General features: G+C 50.3%; 18 protein-coding genes. 4 read left to right on the top strand and 14 right to left on the bottom strand.

Annotated elements, in window-relative coordinates:
* The first annotated feature begins 56 nt into the window (after positions 1-56).
* Positions 57-3275 carry a S41 family peptidase gene (locus E5354_RS03915; RefSeq protein WP_135946499.1) on the top strand — a complete coding sequence of 1073 codons (3219 nt, stop codon included), beginning with the start codon at positions 57-59 and terminating at the stop codon, positions 3273-3275.
* Positions 3276-3381: 106 nt separating this feature from the next.
* Here the strand turns inward: E5354_RS03915 and E5354_RS03910 are convergent, their stop codons facing one another.
* The 13 genes from E5354_RS03910 to E5354_RS03860 all read right to left on the bottom strand — a co-directional run bounded on the left by E5354_RS03910 (position 3382) and on the right by E5354_RS03860 (position 13093).
* Positions 3382-4407, bottom strand: coding sequence for a threonine aldolase family protein (locus E5354_RS03910; protein WP_135946498.1), 1026 nt, complete (start codon positions 4405-4407; stop codon positions 3382-3384).
* A gap of 59 nt (positions 4408-4466) precedes the next feature.
* Positions 4467-4628 (bottom strand): hypothetical protein, encoded by a 162-nt coding sequence (locus E5354_RS14170; RefSeq protein ID WP_168353819.1) that lies wholly within the window; start codon positions 4626-4628, stop codon positions 4467-4469.
* Positions 4606-5646 (bottom strand): vitamin K epoxide reductase family protein, encoded by a 1041-nt coding sequence (locus E5354_RS03905; protein ID WP_135946497.1) that lies wholly within the window; start codon positions 5644-5646, stop codon positions 4606-4608. The genes E5354_RS14170 and E5354_RS03905 overlap by 23 nt, the downstream gene beginning before the upstream one ends.
* A gap of 11 nt (positions 5647-5657) precedes the next feature.
* Positions 5658-5951: a thioredoxin family protein gene (locus E5354_RS03900; RefSeq protein WP_123395200.1), complete on the bottom strand. Its 294-nt coding sequence runs from the start codon at positions 5949-5951 to the stop codon at positions 5658-5660.
* A 277-nt stretch (positions 5952-6228) separates the two neighbouring features.
* Positions 6229-6885, bottom strand: a complete 657-nt coding sequence (locus E5354_RS03895; protein WP_123395199.1) for a helix-turn-helix domain-containing protein — start codon at positions 6883-6885, stop codon at positions 6229-6231.
* Between the two features lie 16 nt (positions 6886-6901).
* Positions 6902-7384: an S-ribosylhomocysteine lyase gene (locus E5354_RS03890; protein WP_123395198.1), complete on the bottom strand. Its 483-nt coding sequence runs from the start codon at positions 7382-7384 to the stop codon at positions 6902-6904.
* A 15-nt stretch (positions 7385-7399) separates the two neighbouring features.
* Positions 7400-8083: a 5'-methylthioadenosine/adenosylhomocysteine nucleosidase gene (locus E5354_RS03885; RefSeq protein ID WP_123395197.1), complete on the bottom strand. Its 684-nt coding sequence runs from the start codon at positions 8081-8083 to the stop codon at positions 7400-7402.
* A 65-nt stretch (positions 8084-8148) separates the two neighbouring features.
* Positions 8149-9168, bottom strand: a complete 1020-nt coding sequence (locus E5354_RS03880) for a porin (RefSeq protein ID WP_135946496.1) — start codon at positions 9166-9168, stop codon at positions 8149-8151.
* Positions 9169-9371: 203 nt separating this feature from the next.
* Positions 9372-10280 (bottom strand): LysR substrate-binding domain-containing protein, encoded by a 909-nt coding sequence (locus E5354_RS03875; protein WP_135946495.1) that lies wholly within the window; start codon positions 10278-10280, stop codon positions 9372-9374.
* 29 nt (positions 10281-10309) lie between these two features.
* Positions 10310-10792, bottom strand: coding sequence for a threonine/serine exporter family protein (locus E5354_RS03870; RefSeq protein WP_135946494.1), 483 nt, complete (start codon positions 10790-10792; stop codon positions 10310-10312).
* A 4-nt stretch (positions 10793-10796) separates the two neighbouring features.
* A complete protein-coding gene (locus E5354_RS03865) occupies positions 10797-11597 on the bottom strand; it encodes a threonine/serine exporter ThrE family protein (protein ID WP_246863735.1) in 801 nt (266 codons plus the stop codon).
* Complete coding sequence (locus tag E5354_RS14165) at positions 11566-11739, bottom strand: hypothetical protein (protein ID WP_168353818.1); 174 nt, start codon at positions 11737-11739, stop codon at positions 11566-11568. The genes E5354_RS03865 and E5354_RS14165 overlap by 32 nt, the downstream gene beginning before the upstream one ends.
* A 295-nt stretch (positions 11740-12034) precedes the next feature.
* Complete coding sequence (locus tag E5354_RS03860; protein ID WP_135946493.1) at positions 12035-13093, bottom strand: glycoside hydrolase family 43 protein; 1059 nt, start codon at positions 13091-13093, stop codon at positions 12035-12037.
* Between the two features lie 212 nt (positions 13094-13305).
* Between E5354_RS03860 and E5354_RS03855 the strand changes: the two genes are divergently transcribed.
* The gene (locus E5354_RS03855) at positions 13306-13635 is read left to right on the top strand and encodes a hypothetical protein (protein WP_135946492.1); all 330 of its coding nucleotides are present in this window, start codon (positions 13306-13308) and stop codon (positions 13633-13635) included.
* A gap of 66 nt (positions 13636-13701) precedes the next feature.
* On the opposite strand, the gene crcB is transcribed toward E5354_RS03855, so the two are convergent.
* Positions 13702-14073: a fluoride efflux transporter CrcB gene (crcB, locus tag E5354_RS03850; RefSeq protein ID WP_135946491.1), complete on the bottom strand. Its 372-nt coding sequence runs from the start codon at positions 14071-14073 to the stop codon at positions 13702-13704.
* Positions 14074-14339: 266 nt separating this feature from the next.
* On the opposite strand from crcB, the gene E5354_RS03845 reads away from it, so the two are divergent.
* Positions 14340-15017 (top strand): FHA domain-containing protein, encoded by a 678-nt coding sequence (locus tag E5354_RS03845; protein ID WP_135946490.1) that lies wholly within the window; start codon positions 14340-14342, stop codon positions 15015-15017.
* Positions 15018-15115: 98 nt separating this feature from the next.
* On the top strand, positions 15116-16687 hold the full coding sequence (locus tag E5354_RS03840; protein ID WP_123395190.1) for a serine/threonine protein kinase: 1572 nt from the start codon (positions 15116-15118) through the stop codon (positions 16685-16687).
* The last annotated feature ends 3 nt before the right edge of the window (positions 16688-16690 follow it).

Raw genomic sequence — 16690 nt, 5'->3', positions numbered from 1 at the left:
TTTGAAAATATTTTAACACCAATACCCGGAAACTTTTACCCAAAAGACCAACTGCAATGAAATCACTCCTACTTGCAATCGCGTTTTCAGCATCAATTTCGCTGAACGCAGCCGATGAAGCTCGCTTGTTGCGCTTCCCGGCAACCAACGGCAACGATGTCGTGTTCAGTTACGCCGGCGACCTATACTCCGTGCCATTGAACGGAGGCGAAGCCCGTCGACTCACATCACATGAAGGATATGAGATATTCCCTCGATTCTCGCCCGACGGAAAATCAATAGCCTTTACCGGCCAATATGACGGAAACACCGAAGTCTATCTGATTCCCGCCAACGGAGGCGAACCCGAAAGACTCACCTACACCTCGACAAACTCACGTGATGACCTCGGCGACCGCATGGGGCCCAACAACATCGTCATGACATGGCAGCCCGACGGCAAGGGCATCGTGTACCGCAATCGCATCGGCAGTGGATTTGAAGGGAAACTGTGGACAGTGTCGCCCGAAGGTGGAATGCCGACCGCCATCCCCCTGCCCGAAGGCGGATTCTGTTCCTATTCGCCTGACGGGAAAAAACTTGCTTACAACCGCGTGATGAGAGAGTTCCGCAACTGGAAGTATTACCGCGGAGGCATGGCCGACGATATTTGGATCTACGACCCGGCAGCCAAGACCGTAAAGAACATCACCGACAATGTGGCACAGGACATAATCCCGATGTGGATTGGCGATGAGATATACTTCATCTCCGACCGTGACCGCACGATGAACCTGTTTGCCTACGACACAAAGTCGGGACAAACCCGCAAGGTGACCGACTACACCGAATATGACATCAAGTTCCCGAGCAGCAACGGCAACATAATCGTATACGAAAACGGAGGTTACATCTACAAGTATGACCCGCGCTCAGGCGCACAACCGCAGAAAATCAACATAACGCTTGCCTCCGACAATACCATCGCCCGAAAGGAGATGATGCCCGTTGAGGATTTCATAAGCGGATATTCGGTATCGCCCGACGCTCACCGACTGGCTGTAACGGCCCGTGGCGAAGTATTTGACGTGCCGGCATCTAAGGGCGTGACACGCAACATAACGCGCACTCCGGGAGCCAACGAGCGTGACGCATCATGGAGTCCCGACGGGAAGCACATCGCCTACATAAGCGACCGCACGGGTGAAACCGAAGTGTGGCTGCAGGATGTCGAAGGCGGCAAGCCGCGTCAGCTCACCAAGGACAACGACACCTACATTCGTTCAATCAAATGGAGCCCCGACAGCAAGAAGATTCTTTACACCGACCGCAAGAACCGCATCGTGGAGGTCGACGCCGCTTCGGGAAGCAAGCGCACAACAATGCAGAACCCCGAAGGCGAATTTTATCAGGTAAATTACTCCCCCGACAGCCGATGGATAACCTACACCAAATCGGGAGCCAACAACATGAGCGTCGTCTATGTCTACGACCTCACTTCAGGCAAGGAATATCCCGTCACCGAAAAGTGGTATGACTCATCGTCGCCCATTTTCAGTTCCGACGGCCGTTACATCATATTCACATCGGAACGTGACTTCAACCCCACCTACGGCCAGACTGAGTGGAACCATGTCTACAACCGCATGGGAGGTGTCTACATCGCACTGCTTGACAAGTCCACCCCGTCACCGCTGCTTCCATCGGATGACAAGGATCCGGTCAAAGCTCCCGAAGCAAAAGCCGACGAACCTGCCAAGGCTTCACCTACAGTGAACATCGATACCGACGGGCTCCCGTCACGACTTGTAAAGCTTCCTCTCGCGTCGGGCAACTACACCCCCATATACTCCAACGGAAAGAAGGTGTGGTACCGCAACGGCGGAAGCGTGAACATGTTTGACCTCGAAAAAGGTGAAAACACCAATATTGCCGACGGCGCTTCGATGTCAGTGTCACCCGACGGCAAGAAGGCGACATTCTATTCACGCGGCAACCTCTACATCACCGATCTTCCGATGTCAAATGTCAAGCTCGGCAAGAGCGTCGACTTGAGCAACATGACAGCTACTGTAGACTATGCCCAGGAGTGGCCTCAGATATTCGATGAAACATGGCGTGCTTTCCGCGACGGTTTCTATCTTGAAAACATGCACGGAGTCGACTGGAACGCAATAAAGAAAAAATATGCAGCGCTGCTGCCCTATGCCAAGACCCGCTATGACCTCAACTACATCATAGGCGAGATGATTGCCGAACTCGCATGCGGTCACGCATACGTAAACCCCGGTCAGATAAAGACTATCAAGCGCATTCCCATGGGACTTCTCGGTGCCGAGCTCAGCCGTGACAAGAGCGGCTACTACCGCATCGACAAGATAATACCCGGAGCCGTCTACAGCCGCTCGTTACGCTCACCGCTTGCCGAACCCGGAATAGATGTAGCCGAAGGCGACTACATCGTAGCTATCGACGGCGTGCCCACCACCGAAACCGACAACATCTACACCCTGCTCACAGGCAAAGCCAACGTGCTCACCGAGCTCACCGTAAACTCTACACCGTCGGAGAATGGAGCCCACAAAATCGTAGTGGAGCCTATAGCCGACGAAGAGCCGCTCTACCACTACAACTGGGTACAAAACAACATCAAGAAAGTAGAGAAAGCCACCAACGGACGCGTAGGTTACATCTATGTTCCCGACATGGGACCCGAGGGTCTTAACGAGTTTGCGCGTTACTTCTATCCTCAGCTCGACAAAGAGGCACTCATTATCGACGACCGCGCCAATGGTGGCGGCAACGTGTCGCCCATGCTCATCGAGCGACTTCTGCGCGAACCTTACCGCATGACCATGAGCCGCACATCATCCAAAGTGGGAACAATACCCGATGCAACACTTGTGGGACCGAAGGTTCTGCTTATCAACAAGTATTCGGCATCTGACGGCGACCTCTTCCCGTGGAGCTTCAAGGCCACCGGTCTTGGAAAGGTGGTAGGTACCCGCACATGGGGAGGCATAATCGGCATCAGCGGTTCGCTTCCCTACATGGACGGCACCGATGTAAGAGTTCCTTTCTTCACCAATTACGATGCCAAGACCGGCCAGTGGATTGTGGAGAATCACGGTGTCGACCCCGACATTCTCATCGACAACGACCCCATAAAGGAGCAGATGGGTATCGACCAGCAACTCGACAAGGCAATCGAAGTAATACTTGAAGAGCTTAAGAGCCGCAAGCCCCTGCCTCCCGTTCCCGCACCACGCACATTCAAGGACCTTGGCGTGGAATAGCAACGCTATTTAACTGTAGAATAAAAACATACCGGCCGACGGGTTAGTGACAATCACTCCGTCGGCCGGTATTATATTTTCAGTTCAAATATTGGAGAACGGGGGCTTAAAGCGCAGCGATCAGCTCATCTATGTCACGCTCGGTAGTGGCCCAGTCGGTAACGAATCGCACCGGTGTTTCCACATCGCCCTTGGGGCCCCACAGCTCAAATGACGCAACTTCCCTCAACTCGTCAATCTTATCATTGGGCATGACGAAAAATTGCTGATTGGTGGGTGAATCCATGTACAATCGATAGCCCTTATTGACAAATCCCGATTTCAACTTCATGGCAAGTGCCACTGCGTGACGCCCTATTGAGCAATACAGATCATCGGTGAACAGGGTCGAGAACTGCACACCGAGCAAACGCCCCTTGGCAAGCGTGGCACCACGAAGCTTTATAAGCGACACGAATCGAGGCAACAGCTCGGGACGGCGAGTCACCACAGCCTCGCCGAAGAGCGCACCGCACTTGGTGCCTCCGATATAGAACACATCACACAATGACGCAATGTCCTTCAGCGACAGGTCGGCTCCATCGGCGGCAAGTCCATAGGCAAGACGAGCGCCATCGATATATAACGGCACATCGGCTTCGCGGCACACAGTTGAAATGGCTTCAAGCTCGTCACGCGAATATATGGTGCCAAGCTCGGTGGGATAAGATATGTAGACCATGGCGGGACGCACCATGTAGTGATGCGTGTCGTCACGATAGAAATCGGCAATGTAGTCGCGGATGTCACAGGCTCTCAGTTTACCATCATGATTAGGCAACGCCAACACCTTGTGTCCCGTAGCCTCGATCGCACCCGCCTCATGCACGTTGATGTGGGCGGTATCGGTTGCAATCACGCCGTCGTTATGGTCAAGCAGGCGATCGATTACCACGGCATTGGTCTGAGTGCCGCCCTCCAGGAAATAGACTTCGCCGTCATCAATTCCGCAAGCATCAAGAATCATGCGCCTTGCCCCGGCTGTAAACTCGTCACGCCCATAGCCCACGGTGTGCAGGCTGTTGGTTTCATTAAGACGCTTAAGAACCAAGGGATGTGCCCCCGTCATGTAGTCACTGTCAAAATATATCATTTCCAATAAATAATGTTATGCAGTGACAAAAGTAAGCAATTTTTTGCAATGTAACGCATTTATTGCGGCTTACTCTCCTCGACATCAGCATCCGAGGCGGCAAGTTTTTCAAGCTGATCGGGAGTCAGCACGGTGTGCTTGTCGGAGAATCGATACTTATTCAATTCAAGCGGCGACAGCACCTTGGCATCGGTAAGTTCAGGCTTGACTATTCGTTTCATTACTTTCATAATTTATAACCGTATTGTCAAATTGAGGCATAATCCTGTTCAGCAGCAACAGCACCGTCAGGTAGGTGACGCCCAGCACAAAGAACTCTATCCTAAACGGGAAAACGCCTTTGAGCCACCCGCCCGAAAGATAGCAGAAAAACAACAGCCACAACGTAGCCTGTACGCTGACACACAGCGTACACCACTTGTGAGCGCGGAATCGCTGATACCATATACTCCAGAATGTAAACGGGAGGCAGCACACATTACATAACGCAAGATAACGTATCCACTGAGGAAACATGAGCAGAGCAAGCAGGCTTACCGAGAAATAGGCAAACCCGACTTCGCTCCAACTGAAGATGCCGAAGAACTTGGAGGCCTTCATTTCAAGGACACTGTCACATCCTCCCTCCTGAAGGACACCGCACACTCGGTCGGCTGTGGGATTCTTGATTTTAAGCGACTTCTGAAGCAACAGATAGGTCAGATACAGTCCCCCGATGTCAAGGATAGTCAATAGTACGGTAGAGATGTGACGATATATGCCGTTGCTTATCACAAGATATAAGAACAGTGCTATGATACCGCCCCACATCAACCATCCTTTGGCCTTTGTCAGCAGCTCGTCACGGTGATGAGCTGCATAATCGGGCTCAATGGCCTTGTCGCCGGGAAACGCAAGGAACACCATGCCCGACCACACCTTCATGAATTCGCCCAACGACATGGACTCGCTCACGCCTTGCGTCACGTAACTCACGGCAACAGGCGTGACCCGGGTCACGATTACAAATCCGCCCTTGGTACGAGCCAGAAACGGGGTCGACAACTTCATGATCTCCCTCTTGTCGCCAAGCTGCACGCCCTCGCTGTCGACACCATACTGCTGCAACAGCTTCGACAAGCCGAACAACGACTTGAAGGGCATGCTGTTGAATTGTCGGTCAGAGTATTCAACAGTGTGCCTTACGCCCAACTCTTCAAGGAAATCGGAGAATAATGTAGTGCCCGACTTGTGTGACATGGCAGTTGCTGTCAGAGAACCGATTCAATCTTGCTCAGCAGAACTTCGCCCTCCATCTCTCCGCTGTTACGCCACATCTCCTTGCCGTTGCGATAGATGATGAATGTAGGCACCGATTCCACATCGGCTTCACCTGCTTTCGATTTATTCTCGTCAATGTCAAACTGATATACCTTGACGCGTCCCTGGAGCAGCTCTTTCACCTGCTCAACTACCGGCATCATGCGCTGGCAGTGAGGGCACCACGATGCATAAAACTCAACAAGTACTACGGGCTCGCTATTGATAACTTCATTGTAATCCATAAAATCCAATCATTTAAAATTAAACTTATAATTAAAAAATGGATTTACCCGTCGATTGGTTTTGTCATTAACAAAAATTACCCATGCCCTAACATCCTAAGGCAAAAACATTACCTATATAATAAGAACGCGGACCTGATTTCCATGAATGAAAATGAAGCCCGCGCCAATTCGTATAATTATCCGGATGCAAAGTTACTCCATATATACAACCTTCACCATACCTAAAAACAAGTAATTTTACTCCGTTTTCATCACTATATCTAATCAATTCCGATTACTCGGCTCTCACAACCTTGAATTCCGAGCCGGTATATACAAACTCCAGCACATCCATGGCACACAATCGCACGATAATTTCTTCGGCTGTTTCACGGCTTATGTGAGCGCCGTGCATATAGTCGTCAACCGTGGTCATGCCCCACTCGTCAAGATAACGCAACAAAGCCGTTTCGGCATCCGACAGCGAGAATATGCATCCGTCATCGGCCTGCTTGCGCTGCCATGCGCGAACCATAATCGCCGGAGCCACTATGTTTTCATCCTTTACACGATAGTAGGCACGGAACTTTCCATCGATGTCACGTGCAAAAACCGGCCGACGCTCGGCACGCATAATCTCGGCACGCAACACCATTGCCCCACCCTCGACCGAAAAGGCTGTCATCTTCACATCCTGCGGAGGGTGACAATACATCTGAGCCGCCTGTTCGATTACATATATGTCCTCTTCGTTACGAACACCGGCAATGTTACCGTTGTCCTTTACACCTATCAGAAGCCGTCCGCCGTCGTTGTTGGCAAACGCCGATATGGAATGTGCGATTTTGGCCGCATCGGTTATGGCAAACTTAAAGTCCTGATGCTCATGTTCGCCCTCACTGATGAGGCTGTGAATGTAATATTTACCCTTAATCGCCTTTATATCCTTCATCGCACGCCAATAGGTGTCAGTCGGGGTAGTTAAGTTGCTGTGGAGTTATATTGTCGAGAATTTCTTCAAGATACTTAAGGGCTTCCTTCTTGGCCTCGGGAAGATCCATGTAGGTGTAATTGCCGCAGTCACGCGGTGATGCACCGGGAATGTCGCCCTCGAAGTCGGCAATGAAGCGGAATGTTTCCCTCATCAACGGAACAATGTCGGCACTCTCATAGTCGCCGCTAAGCAGCAGATAGTTACCGGTGCGGCATCCCATCGGACCCCAATATATCACCTTGTCACGCCACTGAGGATGATTGCGCAGATAAGTTGCGGCAAGATGCTCAATAGCATGGAGAGCCTTTCCCGACAGAGGTTCCTGACGATTAGGCTCGGTCATGCGTATATCAAATGTTGTAATGACATCGCCCGAAGGCGTGGTATCCTTTCGCGACACATACACACCGCGAAGCAACGTGAGGTGATTAACCTTGAAACTTGCAATTTTTTCCATAAAGATAAGCTGTCTTTAAAGATTAAACAGCAAAGTGTTGAGAATGTTGAATGTGTGCAACGGAGCCGTTTCCCAGAAGTTTTCATACTGTGCGGTATTGTCGTCGCTCTCTCCGGGAGTGTCGCTGATTACGCGAAGACTCACAAAGGGCACCTGCTTGATGTGACACACCTGAGCAATGGCAGCTGACTCCATGTCAACTGCAAGCACATCGGGATAGAGGCTCTTGATGCGTGACACCTCCTCGGGATTGTCGACAAACATATCGCCCGATGCTATAAGGCCTCGCTTTATGTGCTCGTCACGTTCAAGACACGGAAGCTCGATTATCTCGGCGGGAGCGGTGAAGAACTTGGGCATGCCCTGAATCTGGCCCCGCTCGGCACACGGGCCGCACCACACATCATGGTAGGCCACACGCTCGCCCACGACTACATCGAGTATCTTTGCCTCGGAACCGGTACCGCCGGCAACACCGCTGTTGATGATGAGATCGGGACCGAAATTGTCGATCATCGTCAATGCGCCTATCGCAGCGTTGACCTTTCCGATGCCGCACTGCATCACCACCACATCCTTGTCGTGGAGGGTTCCGCAATGAAACACGATGTCATTGACCGTCAATTCACTTTTATCGCTGAGTAGCGGCAGCAGCAGGTTGAGCTCCTTGCTCATGGCCACGATTATACCTATTTTCATAACTCGGCTGTGTTTAATTATGGAGTTTTGTTCATTACGCGAAGTTACTAAAAATCCGTGACAAATCAGAATCGCAATACGAGTTCTACCACTGCCTTGTCGCCGGTGTCGGGTGTAGTCACCGCATCATGATGATAGAAATAACACTCATAGTTGGCGCGAAGGTCGACAAATAGATTCTTGGATCGATAGTAACTTATAGTAGCACCCACCGTAACGCGATTACGGGGAGGATTATCGGTTATGAGCACTCCGTCGTCGTTGCGCTTGCCATTGCTGTGAGCGGTCATGCCGTCAAAGCGGCCCTGAAACGACAATCGGTTGAACACACCGGCCTCTATGGGCATATAGTAACTTGCAAAGAAGTTATAGGCGTGACATGGCTTGTGACTGCTGTTGGTGTAGTGCTTGTACATGTATTCGCCCTCCACAATCCAGCGGTTGGCACTCCAGCTTACGCAGCCATCAATCAGATTGGCACGTATCGAATCGGGAATTACCGACTGAACGCCTGTCGAAAGCTTTACATTGCCAAGTGTATAGGTGGCCTTGCCGGCAAAGGCAAGCGACTTGTTCCATCCCGAATGATCGCCTATGGTAGTGGGGTTGAAGGCTCCGAACTCTACCAAAAGCGGTATCTCGGAGAAGTCGTAGGACAATTTAGCACCTACGGCACGTACATTACACACATCCTTGCCTATGAACGAGCGATTGGCAAAATAGTAACTGTTGGGACCACGGAACGGATCGACACCAAAGGGCATCCTGAACTGTCCGGCCTGAATCGACAATCCCTGCATTATGCGCATTCGCGCCCACACATCAAGAATCTTTATCTTTCCCCTGTCGCAGAAATCGGTATTGATGTAGTAGTTTATCGAAGGCGCAACCATGCCGTCGATGCTGACTCGTGCGTTACGCACCTGAAAACGATAGTCGCCCGACTCCGTTGCCACTTCAAACCGTGAGCGTATAGTTCCGTGTACATTGGGCCGGTAATCGACTTCATCGGCGGCAAACGCATCAAGGCCCACCATAAACATAGCCACAATAGGCAACAACCTGAAAAAAGTAAATCGTATCATAAAATGTTATCTACAAGACCCTGCGAAGTTACCAAAATGTGGTGACTCCCACAAAACAAGTTGAAGGAATGTGACGATTTACCCTCTTTCGTTATATAATTTTTAGATTTATGTCACGATACATCCGATCGTACGACAGCCAATCCATTCATCGCCAAAATCGATAGCCGCTATAGACGGCAGCTATCGCAGCCTGATTTTTCTTATCCGTTTATCCAACTGTTTCGACGTTCAAGCACGGCATTTGACTCCGAAAGGAGCTTGAGAAACTCGACGGCCGAACGCTTACGATAGGAATTTCGCAACGTATGAATACATCCCGTCATGTTGTTGCCTTGGTCCATTATGCGCAACGCCCTCACCTGATTGTCGCCGTAGACGGTAGCTTCCGACAGCACAGTAACGATATCGGTGTTCTTAACCAGTTTCAACAGAATATTCACTTCGTTCAGCTCAATGCGCACCTTGTAGTCAAGCGCCCTGCCTGAAATCAGGGAATCAAATGCGTTACGTGCCTGTAATCCGCACGACGGCAGGGCAAGTTCATAACGCTGAAGGTCGGCAAGACTCACGCTGTCACAATCGGCCAGCGGATGCCCCGGCCTTACTATAGCCGATAGATGCGTGTCAAACAGCACATGCGAGTCGATGTCGTCACGTGTAGTCAACGGCTTGAATGCCAGCACAAAGTCCACATCACGCGCAACGAGCATCGTCATCAGCTCCTCCATTGTCTTGTAGAACACATTCAACTTTATGCGTGGATACTTCTTCATGAATGTTATCACGGTTTCGGTGAGGATGGGACTGAACGAATAGGTGACGCCGATGTTCAACGTGCCCACCGACAGCCCTTTTATATCGGCCAGCCGCTCCTTGCAAGCCTGGGCGGCACTAAGCGCGTCGACAGCCGATGACAGGAGCTCACGCCCCTCCTCGGTGAGGAGTACGCTGTGACTGTTTCGACGGAAGAGTTGCACGCCAAGCTCCGCCTCAAGTTGCTGAATTTGCTGCGACAGCGTGCTTTGCGAAATGGCGAGCTGCTGAGCCGCCTGTGAGAAATTGAGCGTGCGTGCCGCCGTTACATAATATCTAAGTTGTCGTAGTTCCATACGAGATCAATGTTACATTCCTTATATAGTCAACGCGTAGCGCTGAAAGATATTTTCCTGAAAACGAGTATAGGCAACATTTCGCCCACTACCATTGAGAGTATAACAAGCACACACGTGACTCCGTTGAACTCAAAGAGATAAAAATAGTGGGAAAACTCGCTTTCGCATGAGGTTGATAATGCAAGCACAAAGGCTTGTACCGATCGGTAGGCATATATTCCCGGAATCATAGGGAGCAGTGCCGGGAAGCAGAAAGTTTCAGGAGGGCATTTAACTCGCGGAGCCATGATTATCGACATGAGCCCGATGACAAGGGCCCCTGAAAGACTTGCCGACACAATGCCAAGTCCAAGCAGGTTCATCAGGCAATAGCGGCTCACATGCCCCATTGCCGCTATAAGCGCACAATATTTAAACGCCATGCGGGGAGGATTGCTTATAGCAGCGAATCCGATAGCCGCGAGTGCCGCAAACACTCCGTCCTCCAATATATCCAATATGATACTCATTGCTTCAAAACACCTTAAGGTTCATTATGAAAAAAGCACCCGTCAACCCGAGAGCGATGCACGCCGTCAGCAACGCAGCGTCGATGAATCGGCTCAGTGAACAGAGGTAATGCCCTGTCAACAAGTCGCTCACGCTGTTTATATAGGGAATCCCGGGAATCAGATACAACACACTGGTGGCCAACGCAACATCAGGCGTCGACGACAGCGAGAACACATGGCCCGCTGTAGCCGTGACCGCCGAAACGAATGAGCAGAAGAGAAACACCGCCTTGCCGTCGACATGATGCGACATGAGAATGTTTTTCAACGAATACCCCAGCATGGTTGCCAACGCCACTATACCCATAGCCGTCACATCGCCGCCAAAGAGCCGGCAAAACGATGCGTTGGCTATAACCACGAGCCACATCACCTGCCACACATTTACGGGCTTGATGTTGATGATGCGGCCGAAGAGCCGCCTGGCATGACTCATAGAGCAACGGCCCTCGGCGACACGCCAGCTAAGGTTGCTCAAACGTGTGTTTATATTGTAGCTCACCGGCACACTCGTGCGAGCCGTGGAACATTGACACCGCTCTCCGCTACAGTTATCGATCAAGGTGACGACAATGTGCGAGGGCAGTATCATCAGGTCGGCCTTCGCGCCCACGGCATTTGCCATGCGGGCCACATTTCTTGTGATTCGCTCACACGTGGCACCGCATCCGAGCATATATGACGCATAGTCGCCTAAAAAGCGGCAATCGTCGTCACGTGAAGAGGCACCGTTATTCATAGTCGTCACAGTCGTCGTCATCATAGTAACGGTCATTATGCTCAATCTCAATAAAACGATGCTTCAATCCCGGAAGCAAATTTTCTTCGTGATACAGGTAGTAGAAAATCAATCCCAGTACGACTGCACCTACAATAACAATCCATAGAATCTTAGTCGTCATCATAAACTGTCAAATTTTTTAATCGCACAAAATAACATCATTCTCACGAACAAAGTTATGTGCCGATTACGCTTTGTTTCGATAGCCGTGATTGACAATTTCGATTAATAAACAAAGCCACCGCCATAATTGATGATTACGGCGGTGGCGGTGAACTATTTTATCGCAGAAAGGTTATTAGATGTAGAGAAGGTATTTTTCTGGCTTTATTAAAAAGCCAAATCCCAAAATTAAGATAGCCTTCTCCGCCCCCTTCCCCAATTACGGGGGAGGTGGCTCTTTTTATATAGGTATGCCATTACTTGGCGGCACTCCAGTGCTTCTCAAGACGAGCCTTCTCCTCAGCAGTAATGGGGATGATCGATCCGTGCTTGGGCGATGTGAAGTTGGTGATTTTCATCACGCCCTCATTGAAATGTCCGAGATTTTTGAATGTCTTGAAGTCGGTAGTTTCAGCAAATCCGAAGTTATTGGGACGAATGCTGAAAATGTCATACATCAGCACCCACTTGTCTTCACCTATGCGCTTCCACACATTGGGAGCCTCGCAGGCACCGTCCTCAAAGTCAACCTGGTCGGGAAGATATTCCCAGGGGCCGTTCACATTGTCGGAATAGGCGATTTTAATTCCACCGGGTTTTTCCTGTGCAACGTAAGCCATGCACCAGCGTCCGTCGGGCATACGTGAAATGTCGGCATCAAGCACCTCGATGTTCTCGTCGGGATACTCCATCAGAAGCTTTGGCTCGGTAACAAGAGTAGTGAAGTCGTCGTCGGTATAAGCATAGTAGAGCTTTGAGCCTCCGTTACCCATTCTCGATGTAAAGTAAATCATCATCTTACCCTCAACCGGGTCATATATAGTTTCGGGAGCCCATATACAGCCGGCATTGCCAAACTTCTCGGGATAAGTCTTGTCGATGCGCATGTTGCTGCGTGTCCAGTTGATCAGGTCGTAGGACTTCATCATTACAAGAGCCTGGTTGTTACCCCAGCCGTAGTCCTCGGCAGGACGGTCCCACTGAGTTTCACGCAATCCACGCTGCTTTGCAAATATGTGCAGGTCGGTCATGGCAAGATAGAATGCGCCATCGGGGCCACGTGAGATGTGCGGGTCGCGCACACCCTTCTGCTCGGCGATTGTGTCACCGGCTATTATGGGCTTGCCGTCGTTGAGCACGGTGAATGTGTAGCCGTCATCGCTCGTTGCCATGAAAAGGCCATGAGTGGGGTCGCTGAAGAATACAAACAGATAGGCGCTCATTTCATCCTCCGTCGGCGCATGACGGTCGGCTGCCTTGGCTCCGAATGCCAAGAGGCACAAGAGTGCCAATGCAAGACTGTGTAGTGATTTCATGTTTCTTACTTTTTAGTTTATTAGGTTAAACGATTTTGGTTGAATATGCAAATGTAATGATTTTATTCATGCAAATTGACTTATCTTCACTTTTTATGTTAAAAAACAAAACCTTAACCCCATCAGCAGGCACCGGCCGACAAAGTAAGACCTCATTCCACAAACGTTTGTTAAGAGCAGTTCCATTTTATTTCGCTAACTTTGCAAAAAGCATGAAAGTAATACGTAACGACATAATCCCATTCGGTAAAGGCTACGGAGCCATCAACCTGTTCGGCATTCTGTTTGCCAAGCACAACATGACCGTGACTCCCGAAGTCATCAACCACGAGATGATCCATTCCCGGCAGATGCGCGAGCTGCTCTACCTGCCCTTCTACATCATCTATGTCATCGAATGGCTTATAAACATTGTGCGTTACGGAGGCAATACACGAAGAGCCTACTACAACATCGCATTTGAACGCGAAGCCTACCGTCACGGCAACGACCTCGACTACCTTAGTCATCGCCGTCACTTCGCCCAATGGCGCAAACAGTAGTCATTGCACAAAAAAAGCCGAACCACCCTAAAGCGGTCCGGCATATATAAGCGGTACAAATCAAAATCAACGTATGAGAGCACGGCCGGCCCAAACAAGGAGCACACCGAGTACAACGCTCGCTGCAAGGTAAAGCACACATGTCGACCACTCACCCTTGCTGCCCAGAACCCACATGTCATCGGCAAATGAAGAGAATGTAGTGAACCCGCCGCAGAATCCGGTAATCAACAGCACGTTTTCGCCCGGAGTCATGACATGAGCCTTTTCAAGAAGACCGAAAAACAATCCGATGATAAAACAGCCTATGATATTCACCATGAATGTACCCAGCGGGAAAGCGCCATGAAACATTCCAGAGCACCATTTCCCTATGAGATAACGGCCACAGGTGCCTACAAATCCACCCGCTCCTGCAATTAACATCGCCTTAATCATAATCTATAGTATTTATAAGTTATAAAATAAATTCTCATTAAAATAAATTCAATATTTTCAACGAACTTCGGCATATTATAGTTCAAAACTAACCGAAATTATTAACATTATATCTAAAATTTAACATTTGCTCCTGATTATAAATATTTTTGCTTCCATTTTTAATAATAATTATTATGATATTGCAATATTTTAGATTATCTTTGCTAAATACACTATTGGAAGTTTTTTACCAAATCAAACTAATCATTAATATTTCCACATAAATGTTTGACCACAAAGCAAATAACGGGAACGGCAATTTTTATAGCCGCTCTAATTCCCCTCAAAACGGCACTATCGTGCCCGAAATGCACAATAAGAATGCCGGAAGCAATCCAAACGACCCGATGCGTCCCATTGGACCGGCCAACACTCAATATGAAAGGCCGGTAGTAGGATTCCTATACTCAATATCGCGTAAAGGAGTGGGCGAATACTGGCCTCTGCACCCCGGCACCAACACAATAGGCCGCAACGAAGGATGTGACATCGTGCTGAAAGAAGCCACCGTATCAGGCGAACACGCATTGTTGCAAATCAAGCAGATGGAATCGACCGGTGAGATTCTCGCGCAAATCAAGGACGCAGGCTCGGCCAACGGAGTATGGGTCGACAACAACGAGCTACGATTTGACTACTTCCAGTGCGAAAGCGGCAACATCCTGCGCATAGGCAAAAACTACTCGCTGCTGCTTATCCTTATAAACGCCAAGGAACACGGGCTGTCGGTGGCCGAAGAGTTTATCCCGACCGAAACATCAGGACCGATTCCCCCGATTCCAGGTGACAACAGCGACAAAACAGGAGGCTTCTACGACCACACCAACCGCAATACCGGCGGCACCGTGGGCATGGACGACGGAACATCAGGATTCAACGCAGGAGGCACCCAATTCCTCTAACTGAAACCCACAACGACATTAGCGGGCACATGAGCCACCGGGATGTGGCTTCACGTGTCATATCATTTCATTGACCAACATCATCCCAATTACCGATCATGGCAAAAATAATCATTCAAAGCTCCGAAGACAAGCTAAACGGGATACACTACGAAGTCGACACCAACCAGCAACCTCTTGGCGTAGGTGGTATGGGCCAGGTGTTTAAGGGAACGCGCATAGACTCCCGCACGGGAGTGGCTCGCGATGTAGCTATCAAATTCCTCTTTGACGACCTGTCGGCAGGAGCAATCGAACGCGCCCAACGCGAAGCATCTATACGAATAAGCAATGAGAACCTCATCGAGATGTTCGGCTTCATCACCGTCGAGGAGCCTGTAGGCAACGGCGGAGTGTGCAAGCGCTACCACGTAGTAAGCGAACTCCTGAACGGCGTGATGCTCCAGGACCTGCTTGAAGGCAACATCGTCGACAAGCAAGGACAAGAGGTACCCTATGCAAGTCAGCTTTATGAACTGGCACAAAACGACCGCACTAAATTTGCCCTCGACATTTCCATAAATGTACTGTCGGGAATCATGGCACTGCACGACAAGGGATACATACATCGCGACATCGACCCGAGCAACATATTCGTGACTTCCGATGGAAAGATAAAGATAATCGACTTCGGAATAGCAAAGCAAATAAATACACTCGGCACCCAGGACCGTCAGCTGACAACCGCCGGACAGTTCATGGGGAAAGCCGCCTACGCTGCTCCCGAACTCGTAGTGGGCGATGTCGTGCACCAAAATGCTACGACCGACATTTACGCCATAGGCATAATGCTGTTCCAGCTGCTCACAGGGCGCACCCCGTTTGAAGGAGCCACACATGAAGTCCTCGACATGCAGCTGCACAAGAGCATCCCGTTGAAGGACATCCGGAACAAGGAGCTGCGCAAAATAATCCAAAAAGCGACAGCCAAGAAGCAGAGCGACCGCTATCAGTCGGCCGCCGAATTCCGCGTGGCGCTTGAGAACATAGCTCGCAATCCCGCCCCAAAGCCCAAGCTTAATTTCGCAGTGATAGGCTCGGCCGCCGCAGCCGTAATTGCGCTCGTCATAGGCGTAGCGGTTATGTCGGGAGGCGGTTCTTCCGACGAGCAGGCCGAAAACACTACAACCGTTGAAGATATTGCAGCCATCGAGCCGGCAAAGCCCGCCAAGCCCTACTCCATCAACGATCCCGTGACCAAGGACAACGCGCAGGAGGCAGTTGAAAAAATCATGAGCGACGAAACCATCGGATTTGACCAGGCCAACAACGCCCTGCAGCAGGTCATAGCCCTCGGCGGTCCCACGGCATCGGAAGCCGCATGGATTTCAGGACGACTCTATGCGGGCGACGACAAGGCCCTCCCCGGGAAATCCTACTCCGAACCGGCCTCTCCGCAAAAGGCATTTGAGATGAACAGCCTCGCCCTGCAGCTCGACAGCACCAATGTGCGTGCACTGTTTGAGATGGGACAAGCCTACCACGCCGGCGAAAGCCGCACCGGAGGCATGGTTGTGCGCGACCTCGACAAGGCCGCTTACTTCTATAACAAGTGCATCGACCAAGCCCGCAAAAACGGCGACATGGAGTTTATCAACAAAGCTACAATACGCCTTGAGCAGATAAAATAAACG

Origin of the sequence: Muribaculum sp. NM65_B17 (genome assembly GCF_004793735.1) — a bacterium.
In the GTDB taxonomy this organism is placed as follows: Bacteria; Bacteroidota; Bacteroidia; order Bacteroidales; family Muribaculaceae; genus Muribaculum; species Muribaculum gordoncarteri.
This window is presented reverse-complemented; position numbering and strand designations above follow the sequence as displayed.

What these genes read in the sequence shown, in the direction of transcription:
- E5354_RS03915 (WP_135946499.1), top strand. Translation starts at nt 57, where the DNA reads ATGAAATCACTCCTACTTGCAATCGCGTTTTCAGCATCAATTTCGCTG.
- E5354_RS03910 (WP_135946498.1), bottom strand. Translation starts at nt 4,407, where the DNA reads ATGATATATTTTGACAGTGACTACATGACGGGGGCACATCCCTTGGTT.
- E5354_RS14170 (WP_168353819.1), bottom strand. Translation starts at nt 4,628, where the DNA reads ATGAAACGAATAGTCAAGCCTGAACTTACCGATGCCAAGGTGCTGTCG.
- E5354_RS03905 (WP_135946497.1), bottom strand. Translation starts at nt 5,646, where the DNA reads ATGTCACACAAGTCGGGCACTACATTATTCTCCGATTTCCTTGAAGAG.
- E5354_RS03900 (WP_123395200.1), bottom strand. Translation starts at nt 5,951, where the DNA reads ATGGATTACAATGAAGTTATCAATAGCGAGCCCGTAGTACTTGTTGAG.
- E5354_RS03895 (WP_123395199.1), bottom strand. Translation starts at nt 6,885, where the DNA reads ATGAAGGATATAAAGGCGATTAAGGGTAAATATTACATTCACAGCCTC.
- E5354_RS03890 (WP_123395198.1), bottom strand. Translation starts at nt 7,384, where the DNA reads ATGGAAAAAATTGCAAGTTTCAAGGTTAATCACCTCACGTTGCTTCGC.
- E5354_RS03885 (WP_123395197.1), bottom strand. Translation starts at nt 8,083, where the DNA reads ATGAAAATAGGTATAATCGTGGCCATGAGCAAGGAGCTCAACCTGCTG.
- E5354_RS03880 (WP_135946496.1), bottom strand. Translation starts at nt 9,168, where the DNA reads ATGATACGATTTACTTTTTTCAGGTTGTTGCCTATTGTGGCTATGTTT.
- E5354_RS03875 (WP_135946495.1), bottom strand. Translation starts at nt 10,280, where the DNA reads ATGGAACTACGACAACTTAGATATTATGTAACGGCGGCACGCACGCTC.
- E5354_RS03870 (WP_135946494.1), bottom strand. Translation starts at nt 10,792, where the DNA reads ATGAGTATCATATTGGATATATTGGAGGACGGAGTGTTTGCGGCACTC.
- E5354_RS03865 (WP_246863735.1), bottom strand. Translation starts at nt 11,597, where the DNA reads ATGATGACGACGACTGTGACGACTATGAATAACGGTGCCTCTTCACGT.
- E5354_RS14165 (WP_168353818.1), bottom strand. Translation starts at nt 11,739, where the DNA reads ATGATGACGACTAAGATTCTATGGATTGTTATTGTAGGTGCAGTCGTA.
- E5354_RS03860 (WP_135946493.1), bottom strand. Translation starts at nt 13,093, where the DNA reads ATGAAATCACTACACAGTCTTGCATTGGCACTCTTGTGCCTCTTGGCA.
- E5354_RS03855 (WP_135946492.1), top strand. Translation starts at nt 13,306, where the DNA reads ATGAAAGTAATACGTAACGACATAATCCCATTCGGTAAAGGCTACGGA.
- crcB (WP_135946491.1), bottom strand. Translation starts at nt 14,073, where the DNA reads ATGATTAAGGCGATGTTAATTGCAGGAGCGGGTGGATTTGTAGGCACC.
- E5354_RS03845 (WP_135946490.1), top strand. Translation starts at nt 14,340, where the DNA reads ATGTTTGACCACAAAGCAAATAACGGGAACGGCAATTTTTATAGCCGC.
- E5354_RS03840 (WP_123395190.1), top strand. Translation starts at nt 15,116, where the DNA reads ATGGCAAAAATAATCATTCAAAGCTCCGAAGACAAGCTAAACGGGATA.